Source organism: Acinetobacter sp. GSS19, from assembly GCF_028621895.1.
In the GTDB taxonomy this organism is placed as follows: Bacteria; Pseudomonadota; Gammaproteobacteria; order Pseudomonadales; family Moraxellaceae; genus Acinetobacter.
In genome coordinates, this window is the sequence record NZ_CP117520.1 from 59,776 (window position 1) to 81,043 (window position 21,268).

10 protein-coding genes, 6 pseudogenes and 1 CRISPR repeat array (1 of these 17 cut by a window edge) are annotated in these 21,268 nt (G+C 35.6%); of the genes and pseudogenes, 11 read left to right on the top strand and 5 right to left on the bottom strand.

What is annotated here, in order from left to right:
• The first annotated feature begins 208 nt into the window (after positions 1-208).
• Genes PGW99_RS00355 through PGW99_RS00365 form a run of 3 tightly spaced genes read left to right on the top strand, consistent with a single transcriptional unit; the run spans position 209 to position 3,530 of the window.
• Entirely contained in the window at positions 209-1,042 is an 834-nt protein-coding gene (locus tag PGW99_RS00355; protein ID WP_273777986.1) for a vWA domain-containing protein, read from the top strand.
• Positions 1,042-1,773, top strand: a complete 732-nt coding sequence (locus PGW99_RS00360; protein ID WP_273777989.1) for a hypothetical protein — start codon at positions 1,042-1,044, stop codon at positions 1,771-1,773. Before PGW99_RS00355 ends, PGW99_RS00360 begins: the two co-directional genes overlap by 1 nt.
• 5 nt (positions 1,774-1,778) lie before the next feature.
• Entirely contained in the window at positions 1,779-3,530 is a 1,752-nt protein-coding gene (locus tag PGW99_RS00365) for a protein kinase family protein (protein WP_273778091.1), read from the top strand.
• A gap of 201 nt (positions 3,531-3,731) precedes the next feature.
• On the opposite strand, the pseudogene PGW99_RS00375 reads toward PGW99_RS00365, so the two are convergent.
• The 5 genes and pseudogenes from PGW99_RS00375 to PGW99_RS00395 form a co-directional block, all read right to left on the bottom strand.
• Positions 3,732-6,938 (bottom strand): annotated as a pseudogene (locus tag PGW99_RS00375) (site-specific integrase); the annotation flags it as partial.
• 6 nt (positions 6,939-6,944) lie between these two features.
• The gene (locus PGW99_RS00380; protein WP_273778095.1) at positions 6,945-9,218 is read right to left on the bottom strand and encodes a hypothetical protein; all 2,274 of its coding nucleotides are present in this window, start codon (positions 9,216-9,218) and stop codon (positions 6,945-6,947) included.
• Positions 9,218-9,889, bottom strand: a pseudogene (locus tag PGW99_RS00385) (hypothetical protein). The gene PGW99_RS00380 and the pseudogene PGW99_RS00385 overlap by 1 nt, the downstream one beginning before the upstream one ends.
• Before the next feature lie 646 nt (positions 9,890-10,535).
• A pseudogene (locus PGW99_RS00390) lies at positions 10,536-10,849 on the bottom strand (hypothetical protein).
• A 100-nt stretch (positions 10,850-10,949) separates the two neighbouring features.
• Positions 10,950-11,279 carry a DUF4236 domain-containing protein gene (locus PGW99_RS00395; protein WP_273777996.1) on the bottom strand — a complete coding sequence of 110 codons (330 nt, stop codon included), beginning with the start codon at positions 11,277-11,279 and terminating at the stop codon, positions 10,950-10,952.
• Between the two features lie 151 nt (positions 11,280-11,430).
• Between PGW99_RS00395 and PGW99_RS12355 the strand changes: the two are divergent.
• From PGW99_RS12355 to cas6f, 8 genes and pseudogenes are all read left to right on the top strand, one after another.
• A pseudogene (locus tag PGW99_RS12355) lies at positions 11,431-12,009 on the top strand (class I SAM-dependent methyltransferase); the annotation flags it as partial.
• Positions 12,010-12,108: 99 nt separating this feature from the next.
• Positions 12,109-12,630, top strand: a pseudogene (locus PGW99_RS12360) (GIY-YIG nuclease family protein); the annotation flags it as partial.
• Positions 12,617-13,676 (top strand): annotated as a pseudogene (locus PGW99_RS00405) (HNH endonuclease). The pseudogenes PGW99_RS12360 and PGW99_RS00405, both read left to right, overlap by 14 nt.
• Positions 13,677-13,834: 158 nt before the next feature.
• Complete coding sequence (gene cas1f / locus PGW99_RS00410) at positions 13,835-14,803, top strand: type I-F CRISPR-associated endonuclease Cas1f (protein ID WP_273778099.1); 969 nt, start codon at positions 13,835-13,837, stop codon at positions 14,801-14,803.
• A complete protein-coding gene (locus tag PGW99_RS00415; RefSeq protein WP_273778101.1) occupies positions 14,800-17,748 on the top strand; it encodes a CRISPR-associated endonuclease Cas3'' in 2,949 nt (982 codons plus the stop codon). Before cas1f ends, PGW99_RS00415 begins: the two co-directional genes overlap by 4 nt.
• Before the next feature lies 1 nt (position 17,749).
• The gene (gene cas7fv, locus PGW99_RS00420; RefSeq protein ID WP_273778003.1) at positions 17,750-18,739 is read left to right on the top strand and encodes a type I-Fv CRISPR-associated protein Cas7fv; all 990 of its coding nucleotides are present in this window, start codon (positions 17,750-17,752) and stop codon (positions 18,737-18,739) included.
• Between the two features lie 11 nt (positions 18,740-18,750).
• On the top strand, positions 18,751-19,764 hold the full coding sequence (cas5fv, locus tag PGW99_RS00425; protein WP_273778005.1) for a type I-Fv CRISPR-associated protein Cas5fv: 1,014 nt from the start codon (positions 18,751-18,753) through the stop codon (positions 19,762-19,764).
• A 9-nt stretch (positions 19,765-19,773) separates the two neighbouring features.
• Entirely contained in the window at positions 19,774-20,376 is a 603-nt protein-coding gene (cas6f, locus tag PGW99_RS00430) for a type I-F CRISPR-associated endoribonuclease Cas6/Csy4 (protein ID WP_273778103.1), read from the top strand.
• A 131-nt stretch (positions 20,377-20,507) separates the two neighbouring features.
• Positions 20,508-21,268: a CRISPR direct-repeat array (repeat unit 28 nt; unit sequence GTTCACTGCCGTATAGGCAGCTTAGAAA); it runs 4,902 nt beyond the window's last position.

A 21,268-nucleotide genomic window follows, 5' to 3' on the forward strand; every position in this document is an offset into this window, starting at 1 on the left:
TCATTTTTCGTTAAACATGAGAGCCGATCAAAAATAGACGAAATTTGTCTAGGAGAGTGGTGGCAGTCCAAAATATTTATTTAGGAGAGAGGTAGCAGACCATTCTCAAAATATGAGCTATACAAAGAATACGATCATAGAAAAAATATTACTAACTCTTTATGATAACCCTCTAAATCATCTAATATTTCTTATAAGAGAGAATAAAATGACCCATGAAGCCCAAATCAGTAGAACGTCACCAACAGCATTTTTATTTTTAGTGGATCAGTCTGGCTCTATGATGGACAAAATGTCATCTGGAAAAACTAAAGCTGAATTTGTCTCTGATGTTCTCAACAAAACTTTAATGGAGTTAATTACACGTTGTTCAAAGTCTGAGGGAATTCGCGATTATTTTGATATTGGTGTTTTAGGTTATGGTCACCAAGGGGTTACTAATGGTTTTAGTGGAACCTTAGGTAATCAAGTGATGAATCCTATTTCTTTACTTGAACAAAATCCATTAAGAATTGAAGATCGTAAACGTAAAATGGATGATGGTGCTGGTGGGATTGTAGAAATTTCAGTTAAATTTCCAATGTGGTTTGAACCAACTGCTAATGGTGGAACTCCAATGCGAGCAGCTTTAACTAAAGCTGCTGAAGAATTAGCGAATTGGTGTGATGCTCATCCAGATAGTTATCCCCCAACTATTTTGCACGTTACTGATGGTGAATCAAACGATGGTGATCCAGAAGAAATTGCTCATCATTTAAGTCAAATCGGAACTAATGATGGTTCTGTTCTTATTTATAATTTACATGTTAGTGCTTTAAGCAACTCACCAATTGTTCTGCCATCTAGTGAACATATATTGCCAGATACTTACGCTAAAATGTTATTTAGAATGTCTAGTCAATTACCACCCCATTTGATTGGATATGCACAAGATAAAGGATTTAAGGTGAGTGGTGAATCAAGAGGCTTTATTTTTAATGCCGAAGCTTCAGATATTGTTGACTTCTTCGATATTGGTACTAGAGCATCTCAATTACGATAATGAAAGTAATTTTTCAAGGATCTCATCCAAAAGAAATTGGTGAAGAAAAAGCAAATGAAGATGCATTTGCTTTTTCTGAGGATCATACAAAATTAGTTCTATGTGATGGCGCGACTGAGTCTTACAATTCTAAATTATGGGCAAGACTCATATGTGATTCTTTTATCGAAAATCATAATTTAAATGAAGATTGGTTAAAATTAGCTATAAAAAAATATGTTGTAGAACATGATTTTAATAATATGAGCTGGTCTAAACTATCTTCTTACCAACGGGGAAGCTTTACTACCCTAGTAAGCTTTTGTCTCGATGAAACACGCAAAGAAATAATTGTAAGATTGTTTGGTGATAGTTTTATTTTTTTCTTTGGTGAAAAAAATGGAATTTATGAGTATATACCAACATTCGATATACCAGATTTTCACTCAAATCCGAATCTTTTATCTACAAAAATGGATTTAAATAATGATATTGATTTTAGTGAAGAAAATTCTAATCATTATTTAACTCTGCCATTAGATGGCTGCTATCAATCTATAATCGCTATATGTGCTACTGATGCTCTTGCAGATTGGTTTGATAGAGCTATGACAGTTATTAAACATGATCGTTTAATACGCATTTTTAAAAAAATAAATCACCAAAAGTTTAATAAATTAGTTGGAGTTTGTCGAAAAAGAGGAACTTTGAAAGTTGACGATACTACTTTAATAATTGCTGAGATTAAATAAAAGTTATGAGCTATCCATCATTTGAGAAATATAATGAAGCTTTTCAGCTTCATAATAAATTCCTAACAGATTCAGAACTAGCAGCAGGAACTGTAAGGAAAACAGGTCTTGGAACTCCTTTAGCAATAAGTGGTGGGTTTGCTTTAACTTATACAATCGATTGTAATTCTAAAAAATATGCTGTCAGATGCTTCCATAAAGAGTCAAAATCCCTTGAGTTGCGATATTTAGAAATATCTAAAAAAATTAAGTCCCTTGCATCTCCATTCTTTTTAGATTTTGAGTTTCAGCCAAATGGCATTCGTGTAGATGGAAAAGCATACCCTATCGTAAAAATGGCGTGGGCTTCGGGATCTACCCTTGGTGAATTTCTCGAAGATAATTTTGATAATCAGAATTTTATTAAAAATCTAGGTGATTCTCTAATAAAATTATCAGATTATTTAGAGCAAAATTCTATTGCACACGGGGATATCCAAACAGGAAACTTAATGGTTTCTAATACAGGATCTAGCCTTCAATTGATCGACTATGACGGTATGTATATTGATTCGATAGCTAGTCTTGGTAGTTCAGAATTAGGGCATATAAACTTCCAACACCCTTATCGTGCTAAACAAAATCCTTTCAATAATAGATTAGATAGGTTTTCTTTAATTCTATTATGGCTAGCATGTAAATCATTAGAAATAGATTCGAAAATTTGGGGTAAAACAAAATCAGAATTTGATGCTATCGTATTTCGCTCAACTGACTTTGCTAATCCAAATACATCACAAACTTTTTCCTTATTAAGCTCTTATCCAGCCTTAAAAGATCATGTAAATAATTTTGCAGCTATATGTGGTATAACTGATTTAAATGATATACCTAATCTAAGCAACTTTATTCAAGGTATTGGAATACCTAGCACTAATAATATTCAAATTATTTCTAAGAATGTTAGTAGGGCTGTAGTTTTAAATGAGTATATAAGTCCATATCCTGTATTATCAGCATTGGATTACAACTTATGTCTAAAACATATTGGTAATCAAGTAGAAGTTATAGGAAAGATTGTCGAAGTCAAACAGGGTCTTACACGCAATAATAAGCCTTATATCTTTATCAACTTTGGTGATTGGAAAGGTAATATATTCAAAATTACTATTTGGAGTGAGGGCTTAGATATTATTGCTAACAAACCTAATCATACTTGGATTGGGAAATGGGTTAGCGTAAAAGGTCTAATGGAAGCCCCATTCAAGAGTAAGAAACATAAGTATTCCCATATTTCTATTACTTTAACTAAAAAAGGTCAATTATTCCAAATTGACGAGTTAGAAGCTAAAAAACGCCTTATAAGTAAGTCTCTTCCTCAAAATAATAATAGTGGGTCAATTAAAATATCAAATAGAGATATTCTTACACAAATTGGAGTTGGATCATCCTCAGCTAATAATTCAAGCCCAACAAGTGGTCAATCAATTACCTCTACTAATAGTGTAACGAAGTCTCAAAATCAGGCTATTTTAAGCAAAATTCATGCTACATCTAAGCCTATTAACTCGCAACCTGTTCAAAGTCCTTCAAAAAGTAGTACTCCATCTCTTTTAAAATCATCCAATCACAATTCAACTTATTCCAAACCACCACAGACATCGAATACCCCAAAAACAATAACAACTAAACCTTCATCGGGTAGTAAAATAGAGCAGATAATTGGCGGTGTAATTTGGATAGTAATAGTTTTAGTTCTTTTAAAAGCATGTAGCTGATTTAAATGGCTTTTCATCCTCACGCAATTGCTCACCTTGATCAGCTCGTTCTAGTTGAAATCTTACTTCAAACTCGTTAATTGCCTCTAACATAATGTCCCCTGGATTATCGATAGGTAGTAACAAGACACTACGACCAAAACGTTTAATAGCAACTTCGTTGCCATTAAAGCGAAATGCTTTGGGCAATCTAACGGCGATTTAATCAGTTTCAATAAGTTCCTGTTGGTGTAATACAGCCATAGGCTTATGTACGGTAGCAGGTGATATGTCATCTAACTCATTAAGCTGAACAGATAGTGGGCGACCAATACATGCTAGATGTAAGCAAAATTTAAATGCAGCAAGAGCATGACCATCTTTTTCTGAATAGAGTTGTAGACGAGGAAACTCCTCTAGAGTCGATGGATGTTTATCTGTTGATGCTTTTGCTAATTTGAAAAGTTGAGGTTGTTGTTTAGCATCTAACTTTGTTAGTAAATCTTGTCCAAGTACGTGCCAAAATTTGGCAGGAAATAAAGCCTTAACCTGGGAGTAAAAATGTTCGAGTTGATCGATATCCTTCCAGCGATAATGGATACCTGTGTGTGATGCGGTCACTCGATTCAAAAATACATTCAGGACGCATGCAATTTGTGTTGGTTTTTTACGAGCTATTTTCTGTAAATGTTCAAAAAAATAAGTCACCGCATGAAGCTCTTCAGCGGTATCAAGCATCGCTGGCTTTAAATGGGTTGAGCTATCAATACTAAATAAACGTGGATTCCCTTTTTTTGATTTTATGTCTGCTAAATTTAGGGCATTTTCATACCAATAATTGACAAGCTCTTCTGGTAAGCACATACGTTGAGCTGCAATTTTAGGATCGTGGGTAGTCTCTAATACCTTGAGTGTTTTATAAAAGCGTTGAAGTGAAATTTTAGAGTCTTCTGTGCCAGCGAAGAAAGCAAAAAAGTCATGGGGTTGATTTGTTTGTACTGACAGTTCGTTAAGAATGTCAGTAGCATTACTCTGGAGCCAGTTTGTTTGATCATTCAATAATATAGTTGCTAGAATTGCCTGGTTTTTTTCAAAATTAAAGTCTTTTTCATCTTTTGTTATTTTCAAATTTTTAAATGTTGCATTGTAGCCCATAATTTTTTTAGCCAGTTCATTTGGCATGTCTGGATGATGTTTCTGTAGCTTTTGACCAGCAATCAGATAACTTAAGTGAATATAACTTTTGAAAGTTTCAACGGGTTCTATATGCCCTAAAAGATGTGCGATAACAAACCAATGGTTTTGTCCATGTCGATTTTGAAGAAGTTCAGCTCGAATTTTTTCATATTGGTTTTCGTTATAGTCAGTCAGCTCTTGCACAAGTGGTGCATATTCACAGTTCAGTAAAAGCGATAAATGATTCGCTGCAGTGTGACGAAAAGAGTGAAAGGAGTAATGATGCTCTTTAAAGACCTGATTCAATATCAGTTTTAGGGGCACAGTAACAGTGTGTCTATTCAGTTTTTTATTTTCCTTTAAGTTGCTGAATAAATATAAACTTTTCTTATTCTCTAAACGTTTTTCAACAACAAAATCGCTAAAAAATAGGTACTCATCATCTTTAAGCAAAGCGTATGCAGGCACAATCCGTTCCGCACTATCCGTTTTGAGAAGATGTTGATTCCCTTGTTTTTTTGAACCATAGGGTTGAACCCAAATAGAAAATTGATCTAAACCCTCGATATCTTTTACACGTAACCCGAGTATTTCGTTAATACGCATACCAGTACGGTAAGCCAAAATATAAATGATTTTGAATAATTTATAGTGATGGTCTGAGATGTATTGGTCATGTAAGAGCTGATTTAACTTCTTTAATATTACTTGGAAGGCTGTGTGACCAATGATGCGTGCACGAGGTCGACTTTGCGATGCAATAAATTCAAGTTCGAAATCTTCTGCTTGAAAAACAATTTGTTGAAAGGTGTGAAAGCGTTTCAACATGCGGATTGTTTGGTCTTTAGATTTTTTAAACTCAGGTTGATCTGCTTCATCAGCAAGTCGTGTATTGCTAATGATTTGTTGATAGATTTTGTTCAGCAGATCATTCATGTCATCGTCGGCATCGAAGTATTGTAAGGCATGAGTTAAAAACGGTTCTGCGATCCGGGTGTAATATGTATAGATTGAACTATCTGCGAGTTTTTGATTGTCTTGAAATGCCTTCGTGTACTGAGTTGTATCAAAATCAAAGGTGGCTGATAATTTTTTTATTTGCTCTGAACTTGGTCTATAGAGACTGATGAGCCACAAAATAATACGTTTAGAAAACTCATTAAACTGCTCTTGGTGACGCAGGCAAAAATCAATAATGAGTTCAGCAATAGGTTGTTCCGTTGATGATGTGCGAATCAGTTTCAGCAAGTTTTTATGAATAAATATCACATTACCTACCACTTCAGAAGTATTTAGATCAGGTAAGGGCTTGGTTGCAGAAGAGATATTTCGTTCGATTTCATCACTTAATTGAGTTTTAAATTTTGGGAATGCAAAGTTTTCAAACTCATGTTCTGATAAACCACACGTGAGTGTGTTTTCTAACAAACATTGTGAAAGAGCAGGATCAACATCTGCATTCTGCAGTTGTAGCCAATTAAAATTGGCGTAGTCACGTAAAAACTTAAAAGTCTTGTTGGTGTATGGATGTTTTATTTTTTGAAAAATGATGTGCAGATATGCATTCACGTCTAGACTGATGTCACGAATTTGTCTTGTATTGAAGTGAATGAGCCACAGTCGTGTGAGTTGATCTGGAATAAAATTACGCGATTTGCGTATCGTTTTTTCATCAACAAACAGATCGCCATAGCTTGGAGAAAGTGGCTCTAAAAAGATGATATTAAAATCGAAAATTTTTTGGATTTTTTCAGGGTTTTTTAAATGTTCGAGCAAAGCATTTAATGAAGCTGTTTGATTTAATCCACCGTAGAACATTGAGCAAAGCAGAATATTCCCAATAATTTCATTATCAGAAAAAGCGGAACTATCTTGAGCAAGAATCCAGTAGTCCCACAGTTTTTCGAGGATGATGTCAATTTCATGACCCGCCTGGATCCAATCTAGGGTGAAAATTGGTTGATCGCGTTTCATCTCAAAGATGAGATAAGGTAGTGGGAGGTCTAGGTTATTGCTCTTCTTGAGGTCCTTGATATATGTTCGGAAGAATTCATGGGCATATTTTTTCCAAGCAAGATTCGGTGCTTTACGTTTAATAAACTCATAAATCGCAGGATAAGCTTGAATTAATTCGTCATTTGAGAATTTTTGCTCATCAAAGTATTGTCGGAGCGCTTGTTCTGCATCAGCTCGTAGGTTCTTTTCTAATTCATTACGTTGAAATTGACGTCTATCTTCAGCATAGCGTTTTTTTTTTTTTTATTGATTGATGACATGAACTTCAATCCCGCTAATTTTAAATTGATCTTTCATTTGCTCTAAAACATTCGCAATTTTAGAAAACTGAGAGAGTGATAAACTGGAAAAAGGATGTGCTGCTTCTTGTTGCATGAGCTCATGTCCAAAGAGAGCTAAAATCTCAGGTTCGGTAATTTTATGAGTTAAAAAAGCACGTGCTGTGTGGCGATGCCAGTTTGCATGATCAAGACCTAATTCAGGATGAAAATCTTTGACTATAGAAGGGCTTAGTGGTATCCACTCTCTATTTTGGATAATGCCAAGTAAGGGCAATTTACTTGTTTTGATTTGTTGTAAGAGCTCAGCTAAGTGTGAGTGGCTCATCATGATTTGAATCGAAAAATATTCTAAAAAATTAAGGAATTTTTTTATCTCTTCAACTAAAAATGGACAAAGCGGAATGAGGCGTCCGAATCCTTTTCGGCCGCCTACTTCTTTGTCTGAAACCATCAAAATTTGGCGTTTTAAATTAAAGTTTTTAAGAAATCCAGGGAATTCAGCAACGGGGCGTGCTGCTGTAAATAGCAATAAAATATGCCACATCCAGATGTTGTAATGATTAAAAATTGAAATTAGGTCATCTTCAGCTTGTGAAAAAATATTAAATTTCAATACAGCAAAAATCTCTGTAATGACCTGTGGTTTTGGAGCTTTACGACTCCCAAAATGAGTTGTTGAATCAGGGAGTGAAAGTACACAGTTTTCATATGTGCTCGCGACATCTGCACAAACTGATTTTAGAATATCAATATATTGTGCATGTAAACGAGGGATAATCTGATGACAATAAGAAATAGATGATGACTGATTGGCATCAATCCCTGTGATTAAATCTGCGAGTTGTTTATTCCCTGTTTTTGCAAGAACCGTATGATGCAGTAGCGAACTCAGCTTTATGACAGAGAGCTTTGGAATCAACAACTCTTGTCTTAATTTGCGTAAATATTGCTGTATCTCATCGAAACTAACCGACGCCATCTCACGTAGATCCGTAATAAATCTATTGGGTATTGGAATGTCTAAATAGATGGTCTGGTTGAGCAGGCTATCTGAGTACTCAAAATCTCGGTTCTCAAATATATTAAATTTACTGCTTAAGAAGAATTGATCATTTTTATTGATCAATTTTTGGCGGTTATTTAAGTTTTTAGCTCGCTTGCTTTGTATATATAGCCACTCATTCACACTATTTCCGGTCAAAAATGCGAGCATCAGGATCAAAGCACTTTTATTTTGTTGTTCAGAATAGTCCGCATGAAGTTTTTTCAGTAGATGATTCACGCTAGATGGATTCGGGAAAAAACTACTCGACGTGAGTAAATGTTCTTTGCGTTGAATATGTTTTGCAACAAACGGTAGAACATAGTTTTGACTCGATTCTGAATGTGCTGCGAGTGGTGTGACGTGAGTTGGATTGACAACAATTTGCCGATTAATCGGCTCATCAATTAACATTTCTATATTCAGGGCTTTAGATTTAGTCCCTTTTTTTATTTCTATACTTTCTTCGATGAGTTGTTCTTCATCAAGAAATTGATGAAGAAGTTGGGTATCAATACTTGCACGTGCAATCTTTGCTTTGTTTTTTAAAACGTAGTTGAACGTAATGCGAATATCGTTAAGTAGATTTCGATCAAAATCAGGTAGGTCCTGTGTGTCTAGAGTTATCAGATGTTGAATAAATTGTTCTAAGCTCTGTGTTGGATCTTGAAGATAGATGCTCCAGAGACGTTGATATTCTTCTGTATTTTGATATTTTTTTTCAGTATCTAAATTTTTATTTGCTGTCCTAAAGCGCTGGAATAAGCGCTTTACGGTATTGAAGTGTTCTGTGTGTGCTTGTTTAAAAAGCTCTGGTTTAAGCTCAGGAAGAGCAATTAAATAAATGGCCGCTTTTAAAACTAAAATATTCCAATGTTGTGCATGAGTTTGTGACTCAGATAATTGCACAATTGAATTGATATATGAAGTGATGGGTAGATTGCTGATCTTAACTTTTTTAGAAAAAGAGATTACTGAAGGTTTGGGCAGATTTGACTGAAATTCTACATCGACGTTAAAGTAATCGAGATTGAGACCATCTAGAAAGTTGTCAGCCTGTTGCAACGACAATAGTTTAATTACAAAGTTGATGTGTTGTGCACGTTCAAATTGCTCATCACCAAATAATTTTTCAAGCATTTTTTGCAGTGAAATAACTGGCAAATCAATATGCTCGTTTAGATCGTTCGACACTATGATCTCCAAATTTTTTCTGCACTCACAGAGCTATTTGAGTGATCTAAGAGTTCTTTTACACATCTGCTGTGTAGTGATAATTCATTAAAAGTATTTGTGCGCTGTTGGTTGGTATTTTTAATTCGCTGATTGAGTTGATTTCGAGAACATGAAAGTAGTTGTGCAAGCAGTTCCAGACTCATTCGATGATGTGGTTTTAAAGATGATTCTTTGTTAAGGGTTAATAGTGTTTGACGTGAAAGATGAGTGTTAATTAAGTGCAATGTTTTTCAGGATTCAAAGACTTAATATCAAATTTTGCAGCCTTGATGAATTGAATAAATTCACGACTGCATAACTCCATCAGAAATGCTAACTCATCATCTGAAAAAGATAGCTGATGGTGAATAATTAAAGTGACTTCCTTAATATCCTGTTTTAAATAGCTAATATATAAGTGAATATTATTAAAGATGGTGTAGCCATCAAATTCTGAGGTTTTCCACACATGGAGTTCTTTTATACGACTAGAAATATCTAAATCTGCAGCGAGATTTTTAAACATATTTAAGTAGCATAGGTTGAAACCATAAGCACATGGATGAATGATGATTCTGCTTTTTTGAAATTTTTACAGTACTTATCTGTGTTTCTGGAAACTTTAAAAGTAGTTCAGATGTCAAATCCATGTGTGCTATTGAATAAAAATAATACAGCAATGTTCACGTATATTTGGAGTTTTTGAATATGGCAGGAGGCATCATTTTTTTTCTTGTTTTTAAAGTTTTTTTATTATTGAAATTTTCAAATTTCCTCCTCGATTGGATACTCGCTATTAGTTAGCTATATTTGTGAATTGGCAAAAAATATCATGTTTCTATTTTGATGTTCACATAGCTGATCAGAATGAATAGGGTCGGGAGAGTACAGCGGTATGACAATAATAATGCTCAAATTTTTTTGATAGTACATACCGAGTTGACATGCAGAGTTTGTACGAACCTTTTTAAGTATTTACCTACACAATTAAAGATTTTGGACTTGGGCTGTGGTCGGATGGTGACACTTTGGATTTCAAAAAAGAGGAGTAGATGATTCGGTTGAGCTTGTAGTTAAGGTGCGAGAGCCCACAGGGATTTAATGTTAAGCAGTTAAGTTTTTCTGCGTCGCAGATTCGGCCTTGATATTAAAAAAGAGCGAGTCGATGAGTTTATGTTTGATGAAACATTTGACCCTTCGACCCTAGATGGTTTGGCCTGAAGTGAGCCTATCATCGTGATAGGTTTTAAGAATTCAAAAACATACTGATTTAAATTCAAGTCAGCAGCATCAGTTTTAATGGCGAGTAAGGAACTCAGGACAAATATTTTTCTTTGCTTCGAGATCACTTACTTCGGAAAAGGCTTGAATACCGCCTGCAGCTTTAATTCCATCTAAAGCGACAGATAGAGCTTCCTGATCTGACGGGAAAGTTTCATCCCATACAGTAGAAGTACCACTTTGGCTTACCACTTCCAGTGTCCAATCACTGTCAGGCAGTCGATAAATGAGAATTTCGACCTGCTGATTATGTTCCTGTAAAACTTGAGATAAGGGAGAGTCGATTAAATCATTTCATCATAATCGGGAGCATTGTGATTTTCAGGCATCAGCGGCAACCTTTATTGTATTTAACATCCGTCAATAGTAATGAATGAATCAAATTTTGCCTAGCGGAATGAATGTTATGGGTACAAAGCGCGGCTAATTCTAAAAAATAATAGCCCCTACAATAAAACAAAATAATCCAAAAATTATCCATAGCCAGACATTTGATTTAGATGTTTCCATACTTCGGCTATTCAATGGTGATGGTTGCTGAGAAGAGTTCTGTAAGGTATTTGGCTTATTTGTATAGGGATGATGCTTGGAATAAGAAAGTCCTGTTCCTGGGATACCAATACTCGTTCGAGTTCCCTTTTTGCCAATATTCAAAGAAGCACCAGCTTTGCCAATACTGGCACTACTTATGCCTTTATGGGTTAGATTAATTTTTAAGCCTGGTAAGATTTTAATGCTCTTGCGAAATCTGAAGCCCATTTATTTTCCTTTGTAGAAACCAGCTCAGTTTTTTATTTCAATAAAGTAGAGACAATAAAATGAGATTTTGGCTCAATCATAGAACTGTTCATTTGACTTATCTATTGAAATATCAGTATGTTCTTTCACATAAGATATTAGCTTTAAGACAATGAATCAAACATCAAATTATTACAATCAGCATGCCCAAGCATTTTTTGAAAATACCTATCAGGTTGAGATGGAAAGTCTTTATGCACCATTTCTGAGGTATTTATCGGAACAAGCGTCAATTCTGGATTTGGGCTGTGGCTCGGGTCGGGATACATTGGCTTTTAAAAATTTTGGTTATCAGGTAGAGGCAATCGACTATTCAGAGGAGCTGGTTGCAAAAGCACGTCAGCTTACTGAGTTACCAGTGCAGTTGGGCAGTTTTTATGAATTGGCTGTACAGGAGAAATATGATGGCATTTGGGCATGTGCCTCTTTGCTGCACTGCGAGCGAGATAAGTTGTCAGATGTCTTGCACAGGATCTTAATAGCATTAAAGCCAAATGGTGTCTGCTATATGTCCTTTAAATATGGCAGTCAAGATCGTGAAAAAGATGGGCGTAGCTTTACCGACTTAAATGAACAGCAGGCACATGATTTGCTCAAGCAGCTCGATCAGGCTTTACTATTACAGCAATGGATTAGTGTAGATAAACGTCCAGACCGAGCAGAAGAATGGCTCAACGTGATATGGAAAAAGAAATCAAAAGCTTTTGATTATTACCCTCAGCGGTTATACGGTCGTTCCGAGTTAATGGAACAGTCCTCTTTGATTCCCACAGAGCATGGAATTTATTTCTGGTGGTTTAAAAAAATTCCCCAAGGAATCCCAACAGAACACTGTGTAACTTATAAAGAATATACGCTGTTGTATGTGGGCATCTCTCCAGATAAAAAGACCAAACCTAATAGCAAATCAACGTTGAGAACACGACTTAAAACACACTTTGCGGGTAATGCTGAAGGTTCAACTTTAAGACGAACTTTAGGGATACTTCTGGCTGAGATGAGTGGGTATCCCCTTAGAAGGGTTGGTTCAGGTAATCGAATGACTTTCACACATGCAGGTGAACAATGGCTAGATGCGTGGCTCGAGGATAATGCCTATGTATCTTGGGAAATTTGCGAAGAACCGTGGAATATTGAGGAAAAAGTTTTTGAACAAACTGTACTACCACTTAATTTAAAAGGGAATCAGCACCCGTTCAAAGAAACTCTTTCAGTTATGCGTAAACATGCCATTCAGAACGCGAGAATTTTAGACATAGCAACAGAAGCAGGATTACAAAGACAGGTAAAATTTGAAAATGGGGCAGAATGATCGCGTCATAGAGAATAATCAACCCACACCTCAAGAACAGTTGAAATTCTTAAAGCATATCCAGCAAATTTTGCAGTCAGGTACGTTCACTTCAACCTATAAGTTTGCCTTGCTGATGAGCATTACTCGACTTGCGATTGAACAGGGACAAGATACGGGTGCAGCTCTGCGTCTAGATTATTTGGACATTGCTGAGAAGTTTATTGATCTTTATTGGAAACAATCACTTCCGTTTCAGTTCAGCCAATATGAGCCTTTTATCATTCAACAAAGTACCGGTCGGCAAGCAAAGGTCATCAGTGAAATCCAGAAAGCACAGCAGCAATTTAAAACAATCGCTGCTGCAAGAAGAGATTCAGTTTTTGGTTAAAACTCAGGAAATCTGTAGCGAGTACAGTGAAGCAAATGCCAGTGGTGTATTTGCAGAACTTGAATGGTCAAACCGTAGAGTTTCTCTATAGTCTTGAGGAGTCCAAGCAGTCACTCAAGCTGTTCCCAAAGGTAATGTATTGTTTAAGACAGTTTAGTGAAATTATTGAAGAGCTGTGCCAAAAGCGCTGGATTGATTTTGTTCGGCTGAACAAGCAGAACCTTATAGTACTGGATGGATTACCTGACCTAGATGAATTCATGTTTGCCCCGAGTCGTAATCAATTGGGACAGGTTGCGGACTTTCTAATTGATTTACAGCAATGCCAGTGTTTTTACTGTGGCAAAAGCTTAAAAATTCAAAATATGCCGTGGATCATTTTATTCCATGGTCTCTATATCCTGCTGATACCGGACATAACTTCGTTCTGGTGGATGAAAAATGTAATTCACAGAAAAGTAATTATTTGGCATCAGAACATTTCCTGCAGCAGTGGCTGGAGCGCAATCATCTGCATGATCAAGCTATTACACGAGAAATTTCCCAACTTGGTTTCTTAACGGATCTGCAGCGTTCACATCGAGTTGCTGATTGGGCGTATAAGCAGGCGATAGAGAATGAATATTTAGTTTGGTTGGGTGGTAAAGATAAAAAGATATTAACCCAAGGATATTAAGACATTAATTTTTTAAAATATTTTTAACTATATTAATTGCATACAAATTATTTAAATAGATTGCGTCAATATATGACGTTAAATTTCGAAAATTTATTTAAATAATTATTGGAAAAGGATATTTTAAGGACAACTCTTATTCATAACTGATGACAAGAATGGAACAAATCAATCCATCTGATTTAAAAGCTATTTTACATTCGAAACGTGCCAATTTGTACTACCTTGAACATTGTCGTGTGATGCAGAAAGATGGTCGAGTTTTGTATTTGACTGAAGCAAAAAATGAAAACCAATACTGGAATATTCCGATTGCCAATACTACGGTCATTTTACTGGGGACAGGGACATCGATTACCCAAGCAGCTATGCGTATGCTCGCAAGTGCAGGTGTTCTGGTTGGTTTTACAGGTGGAGGTAGCACGCCTTTATTTATGGGCTGTGAAATCGAATGGATGACCCCGCAAAGTGAATATCGACCGACAGAGTATATGCAAGGCTGGATGCAGTTTTGGTTTGATGAAGCCAAACGCTTAGATGTTGCCAAACAGTTTCAATTGGCTCGAGTTGAATATATTCAGAAGATTTGGGCAAAAGATCGAGATTTAAAAGAATATACCTTCCATGTGGATGATTTAGATGTTCAACAGGCATTAATGGCTTATACAGAAAAAATTCCAAAACAAAGTAAAGTCGGAGACTTACTACTTGCAGAAGCTGCAACCACAAAACAACTTTATAAAATTGCAGCGACTCGTATAGGTTTAAAAGATTTTAACCGTAATCCTGAACAAGGTGATTTAGCCAATGATTTTTTAAATCATGGCAATTATTTGGCTTATGGTTTAGCAGCGACAACACTTTGGGTGCTCGGAATTCCACATGGATTTGCCGTAATGCATGGTAAGACACGGCGAGGGGCATTGGTATTTGATGTTGCCGATTTAATTAAAGATGCCATTGTTTTACCTTATGCCTTTATCTGTGCCAAAGAAAAGATGACTGAACAAGAATTTAGGCAACAGATTTTGCAGAAATTTACTGAGCATAAATGTCTGGACTTTATGTTTGATCAAGTCAAAGCACAAGCTTGTTACCATCATGATGATGTAGAGAGCACGTTATGATTGTGACGTTTATTAGCCAATGTGAAAAGAAAGCCATTCCACGAACGCGTCGGGTATTAGATGCCTTTGCAGACCGAATTGGTGATAACACCTGGCAGACAGTGATTACTGAGGAAGGTCTAATTGCGGTTAAAAAATTGCTGCGTAAAACCGTGACCAAAAGTACAGCGGTAAGTTGTCACTGGATTCGAGGCAGACGTCGAAGTGAGTTACTGTGGGTCGTGGGTAATCGGAATAAGTTTAATGCTAAGGGTGTGGTGCCGGTGAATAGTACACAAAAAGATGTAGTTATGGATGTAATCACAATGAAAGCAAAACAAGATGAATTTTATGCGAATACACATTTACAGCCGTTGGCTGAACACTCTTTTGCGATTGGTTATGTCGCACAGAAATTATTTAAAACAGTAGTGGATAACGATGAATATGACAACTTATCTAAAGTTGCATTTTTAGCGGGTTGTTTGCATGATTTAGGCAAATTAGATCCTCTATTTCAAGAGTGGGTTAAAAAAGGAAAACAGAAAGATTCTGAAGATGATGGTCAGCATATCGATGTTAAATTTACCTTTGATAAACACCCTCGTCATAATGAGGTGTCATTATTGCTATTTAATTTTTTTGAACAGCAATGTAAAGGATTGAATAATCGTCAAAAAGAAAGTTTACAGCATATTTTGTATTGGCATCATGCGAAGCCATATCGTCAAAATGATGATTTTACAGGGGTGTATAAAGCCTACGAATATTTAATCAAAAACATTCGAGCAGATCAGTTTGAAATCTTGATTCAACGGACATCTGACTTGGTCAAGAGAATTAACAACCTATCAAAAAATTATCATGCCAATGAAAGTATCGAAAAGCATATCGATTGGAATGTGGCTCAAGCACAAGAGCTAAAAGATAATTTTGAATATCAATTCAAAAGTAAACATTTTCCAGAATTTAAACATTATGCTAATACAGATTCTATAGACGTATTACGTGATAAGGTGCGTATTAACTCAGAACATAATTTATTACGTGCCTGTGTGATTAGTGCAGACTGTTTGATTTCAAAACTGTCTGCGCAAGATTTAATGGAATACATTGCTGAGCAACGCTTAGATGAGTTATTGGATTCACAAGAAACGCTTTCTAATCTATCTGAACATTTAAACAATGTTTCGACAAAATTTCCGAACAGTGAGCGTACTAAAAAACAAAATGAAATTGCACAACAACTTACTGATTTAAGGGATATTGCTGTACTTGCAGGTCCAGCAGGTTGTGGTAAAACCAAAATTGCATTGGAGTGGGCAAAGCTTAAAGATGCAAAAAAAATATTTTGGATTTGCCCTCGTGTACAAGTCTGTCAAGGGATTTTCCAAGAACTGACAGAAAGTTATTTACCAGATGCAAAAGTAGAAATTTTTACAGGTGAATTTAAATTTACCAATGCTTGGGACAAAGTAACACCTGAGAAAGAATATCTATCAGGTGATGTGGTGGTCACAACGATTGATCAAATTGTAGGATCGATTGTCACGCATAGCAAAGTTGATAGTTTAATTCCATTTATGGATGCACACGTGGTATTTGATGAATACCATGAATATATAGGCATGGAGATTTTCAATTTATTGTTTGCTGAATTGATTGCCAATAAAAGTATGCGTAAGAAATATGAAAAAAACACCTTATTAGTTTCGGCCACACCACATTATTCGTATTTAAAACAAGTCTTGGGATTGCATCAAGATGATGTCATTGCAATGCCATCATTTAATGATAGTGAATATAAAATTGAATTTATTGATTATGATGAATCAATAATAGCAGGAAATCCATTTTATCAAGTATATGATGGAAAAACCTTTGTCATTTCCAACACTGCTTTAACAGCACAATTGGGTTTTATTTATCAAAAAAACCAAGAAAAAAGCGTGCTCTTTCATTCAAAGTTTAAGCGCAGTGATAAAAAATATTGGTTTAATGAAGTTTATGAGGCATTTAAAAAAGAGGGTACACACAAGTTTGATGTATTGCGTAGTGGTCCAATTGTACAAGCGTCTTTGAATATTACAGCCAAACACATGCTGACAGAAATGACCTCACCCGAAAATATGCTTCAGCGTTTAGGTCGTTTAGATCGTTTTGGGGAAAGTGAAAGTATCAATATTCTAAAAGTTGCGATTACTGAAAATGTAAAAAATGGCAGTTGTAAAGGTTCGTTGGCATTTTTCTTAAATCAATTGAATTGCTTACAGACCACTAAGGCGTGGTACGACTTTTTACAAGATCAACTTGTAGACCAAAGCTTTAAGTTATCGAAGCTCTATCAATTATATAAAGCGTTTCATACTCAACAAGATCAAGAAAATTCTGCTGTTTTTCAAGATATGCAAAAAGCGTTAAAGAAAAGTATTGATCGAATCAATAATAAAGTCACAGAACCAACAAAAATATCTAAACCTAAAACGGCAGAGCAGAAATCTAAGATCAGTAAAAACTCATTACGTGGAGATAGCCGTTTTGTACAGTTAGCCAAATTAAATTTAAATGATTATGCAAAACCAGTGTTTGAAAATGAATATGCCTATCAACCACCGTTAGATGATACAACAGAATATGACAATCTGACTGAATCATTAAATATTATCCAAGAGCTTGGTTTAATCAATTTTATTGCCCAAAAACATGGCAATATTGATCCGTCACATCCAGTGAAAGGTATTCCAGAGAAAAAGCAAAAATCACGATGTATGGTCTTAGAAAACTATGCGAGAGATGCAGATTTTCCTTTGTATCTAAGTTACATCGAAGATGACTTAAATAAAGTTGGGGGCACAGGCATTAGACATCCTGAAGCAATTTATTATGCGGTGTGTGATCAGCAACCGATTGGTTCAATTTCGTTAGACAAACTTAATATTTTAACAACAATGCCAGAGGGTAAATAACATGGCTAAAGTAACAGGCGTAAAAAGCGTAGATTTTAAAATTACAGCATATGGTTATGGGGTAGTGAATTGGAATGGTCCAACATCATTAACAGGTAATGATGGTAAGACTGTTGATAACCATACATTACCAAAACTTCGTGGTTTTAGTAATTTATCAGGTAAGGTAAAAGAAGAAACAGGTTATAAGTATCGTAAAGAAGCATCTGATATTGATTTTAAAGAAACACCTTTATATATCAGCCAAAACTGTATTCGACACCACCTATTTCGTGATCAGTCTTTTGATTTACATTACGCAAAAGACAAGAATTTAATCGATGTTTTAGCATCTATTACAGGATTAATCCGTGGTTATGTTGTGCCATCTAGTCAATGTAAACGTACAAGTCCTCTTTTGATTACTGATTTCATTGATCAGCTCGGTAATGGCAACTTTGAACAACTTTCTAATGCAAGTTCGAGTGAAGAAATTACGCAAGATGATGGTTCAAAAACATATAAACGCGGTGAAAACTCAATTTTCTCTAAAACGACATTTGGCGATACTGAATATATCGCTTATGGCTCAATTAGTATTGAACAATTACAATTTATTTCACTTGATAAGAAATTTGATCGTGCATCAATGATTATTAAAGAAGGTGAAGGCGAAAAGATTGCTGAACGAGTACAGGCATTTATCAAAAGTCTAGATCCTTCGAAAGAACCAAAAGCAACTTTCCATAAAAACTATGTACGTAAGGGAACAATTTTCAATGAAGGTGAAGTTGGTATTTTACTCGACAACACTGCTATTGATATTTTAGTAAAAGAAACGCTTTTAATGCTTGAAGAACTCGTGATTAAACAAGCAAAAGGTTATATGTGTGTAGACACAGTAGAGGTGGATTATAACGACAGTCATAAAATGATGCGTATTAAACGCAACCCAGATCAAGCGAATTCTGAGCCACAACAAGATTATGCAGTTTATTTTGAAGCGCAATAATGAGGTGATTTATGCAAATCATTATTGAATATGAATCTTCTTGGCGAAATTCATTTTTAGATGGCTCTAATAATGAACCTTTACCAAAAGGTGGACGTAATTTTATTGCTTCAATGACTACATTAAAGCAAGAAGGGAATTATAAAAAGCGCAATATTTCAAAAGATACTGTTATGGGCGTACTGAATCGTTTGATTGGAGATCAACGCAAACTCTATCAAGCACGACAAGATGACAATTACTATTTTTCTGAGGTTGAAAAAGTACTTCAGGAGAATGACATTGTCGATCAAGCTTTAAATTGTAATGAGATGGTTTATATCCGTAACGTTTCAGGCAGTACAGATCAAAACTCATTTACAGGTGAAATTAAAGCGAATGATCCGTCTTTTAGATCAAGCTTTTCAGCCGAACTTTGGGGTGTTTTGTGGCTTAATTTGTCTGAGATTTACAAATTTATTTTGGATGAATCATATCCTGTAGCGTACTCCGAAACCTTAGATCCAATTACGGTATGTAGTCGTATTGAGATTTTAAGCTCAGAAAAACCAATGGAACTGACGGAAGATATTCAAGCTGTATTTAGCTGTTTATTGGATCATTTCCCAGATACAAGTTATTTGACTGCTAAAAAACAGTTACCTCTAATCAGTATTTACACTTCTGCTTTATATATCCAAATTGCAAGATTATCTCAAAAATATGATCTTTCAAATGTTTTAACAAAAAGTGGCGGACTGAGCGGCATTTCTAAGCGTGGATTTACCAAAAAAGATTTTATGGATCGTTATACAACAGGAAGTAAAAAGCTAATTTGGGGAAATCCATATTTATTAAAAGAAAAGAAAAAAGGCGAAGGTGAAGTCGTATCTGTTTTAACCAAAGCAAGTGGAAAGCTTACGATCAATCTGAATATTTCTAAAGAACAAGCAAGAGATTTAGAAGAGAAGATTGAAAATGCGGGAGTTTCTTCTTTTTACTTAGGTAAAAAAGGCTTGGCTTATGTCACTGATATTAGACCTTAAGGATAGGATATGAACTATTACATTGAAGTGACATTAATGGAAATTGAGAAGTTTTCCCCTTATGAATTATGGTCACAACTTTACCCTCAATTGCATCTTGCTTTGGTTGAAGTAAAAAATGCGGAGGATAAAGTAAATATTGGATTTTCATTTCCTCAATATCGTTTCCATCAAGATAAAGGAGTGGGATTTCTGGGTACAAAATTACGTTTATTTGCTGAGTCTGAATCTGATTTAAAAAAATTTGATATCCGAAAATGGTTAGAATTCTTAGAAGACTATGTACATATCACTTCTATCCGTGAAGTGCCTAGCGATATTAAAGGCTATGCAGTTTATAAACGTAAACAAGTGAAAACCAATGCACAGCGTTTGGCACGTCACCGTGTAAAACGTGGGGATATTGGCTTTGATGAAGCACTAGCTCGATATAGTCATGTTGTTACTACAACGAACTTGCCTTATATCGAAATGCAAAGTTTAAGTACTTCAGATGAACAAAGTAAAAAGCGTTTTAAATTGTTTATTGAAAAATTACCTGCTGAAAAATCTGAAACTCAGGTTTTTAGTACATATGGTTTGAGTTCGGTGTCATCTGTACCCGAATTTTAACCCAATATTTTTTGATTCTTTAACAACTCAATAAAATCAATAAGTTATAATAGTCGGTTAATACTTGGGTCTTTTGTGGGATTTTAGGCATAACTTACTGTTATAGCTTTATTTTTTTCGTTAAAATTGTTGTTCACTGCCGTATAGGCAGCTTAGAAAATTAGCTCATCCATCCACTGCGTTTAAGCTGTGTTCACTGCCGTATAGGCAGCTTAGAAATAACAGGATGCGAGCACCATGTCGGATGGATTGTTCACTGCCGTATAGGCAGCTTAGAAAAATAAGAGGAGAAACAAAACTCCACTTCTCGGGTTCACTGCCGTATAGGCAGCTTAGAAAGATTGTTCCGGTTTATGGTGAGGTGACATTCGGTTCACTGCCGTATAGGCAGCTTAGAAATGAATAAATCCATCCGACATGGTGCTCGCATCCGTTCACTGCCGTATAGGCAGCTTAGAAATTTCCTGCTGTTTAAAATAATTAAATGGTCTAGTTCACTGCCGTATAGGCAGCTTAGAAATGTTTCAGTAGTAAGCTTGCCAGTTTTAGCGTGTTCACTGCCGTATAGGCAGCTTAGAAATGAATTTGCAGCACTTGAGCGAGCAAATGGCAGTTCACTGCCGTATAGGCAGCTTAGAAAATAAGCATTTAAATTAAAATTTTCACGTTTACGTTCACTGCCGTATAGGCAGCTTAGAAAATACGAACAACGTGCGTTACGCATTGAACAGCGTTCACTGCCGTATAGGCAGCTTAGAAATCAACAAAATCAATCGTAACAGTGTTGTCACGGTTCACTGCCGTATAGGCAGCTTAGAAAGATCAGCGGCACGTAAAGCTATGAAGATTGTTGTTCACTGCCGTATAGGCAGCTTAGAAATTTTGCTTTGCG

Bases quoted from the DNA above. Each gene is read 5' to 3' on its own strand.
- PGW99_RS00355 (WP_273777986.1), top strand. From the start codon at position 209: ATGACCCATGAAGCCCAAATCAGTAGAACGTCACCAACAGCATTTTTA.
- PGW99_RS00360 (WP_273777989.1), top strand. From the start codon at position 1,042: ATGAAAGTAATTTTTCAAGGATCTCATCCAAAAGAAATTGGTGAAGAA.
- PGW99_RS00365 (WP_273778091.1), top strand. From the start codon at position 1,779: ATGAGCTATCCATCATTTGAGAAATATAATGAAGCTTTTCAGCTTCAT.
- PGW99_RS00395 (WP_273777996.1), bottom strand. From the start codon at position 11,279: ATGGGCTTCAGATTTCGCAAGAGCATTAAAATCTTACCAGGCTTAAAA.
- cas1f (WP_273778099.1), top strand. From the start codon at position 13,835: ATGGAACAAATCAATCCATCTGATTTAAAAGCTATTTTACATTCGAAA.
- PGW99_RS00415 (WP_273778101.1), top strand. From the start codon at position 14,800: ATGATTGTGACGTTTATTAGCCAATGTGAAAAGAAAGCCATTCCACGA.
- cas7fv (WP_273778003.1), top strand. From the start codon at position 17,750: ATGGCTAAAGTAACAGGCGTAAAAAGCGTAGATTTTAAAATTACAGCA.
- cas5fv (WP_273778005.1), top strand. From the start codon at position 18,751: ATGCAAATCATTATTGAATATGAATCTTCTTGGCGAAATTCATTTTTA.
- cas6f (WP_273778103.1), top strand. From the start codon at position 19,774: ATGAACTATTACATTGAAGTGACATTAATGGAAATTGAGAAGTTTTCC.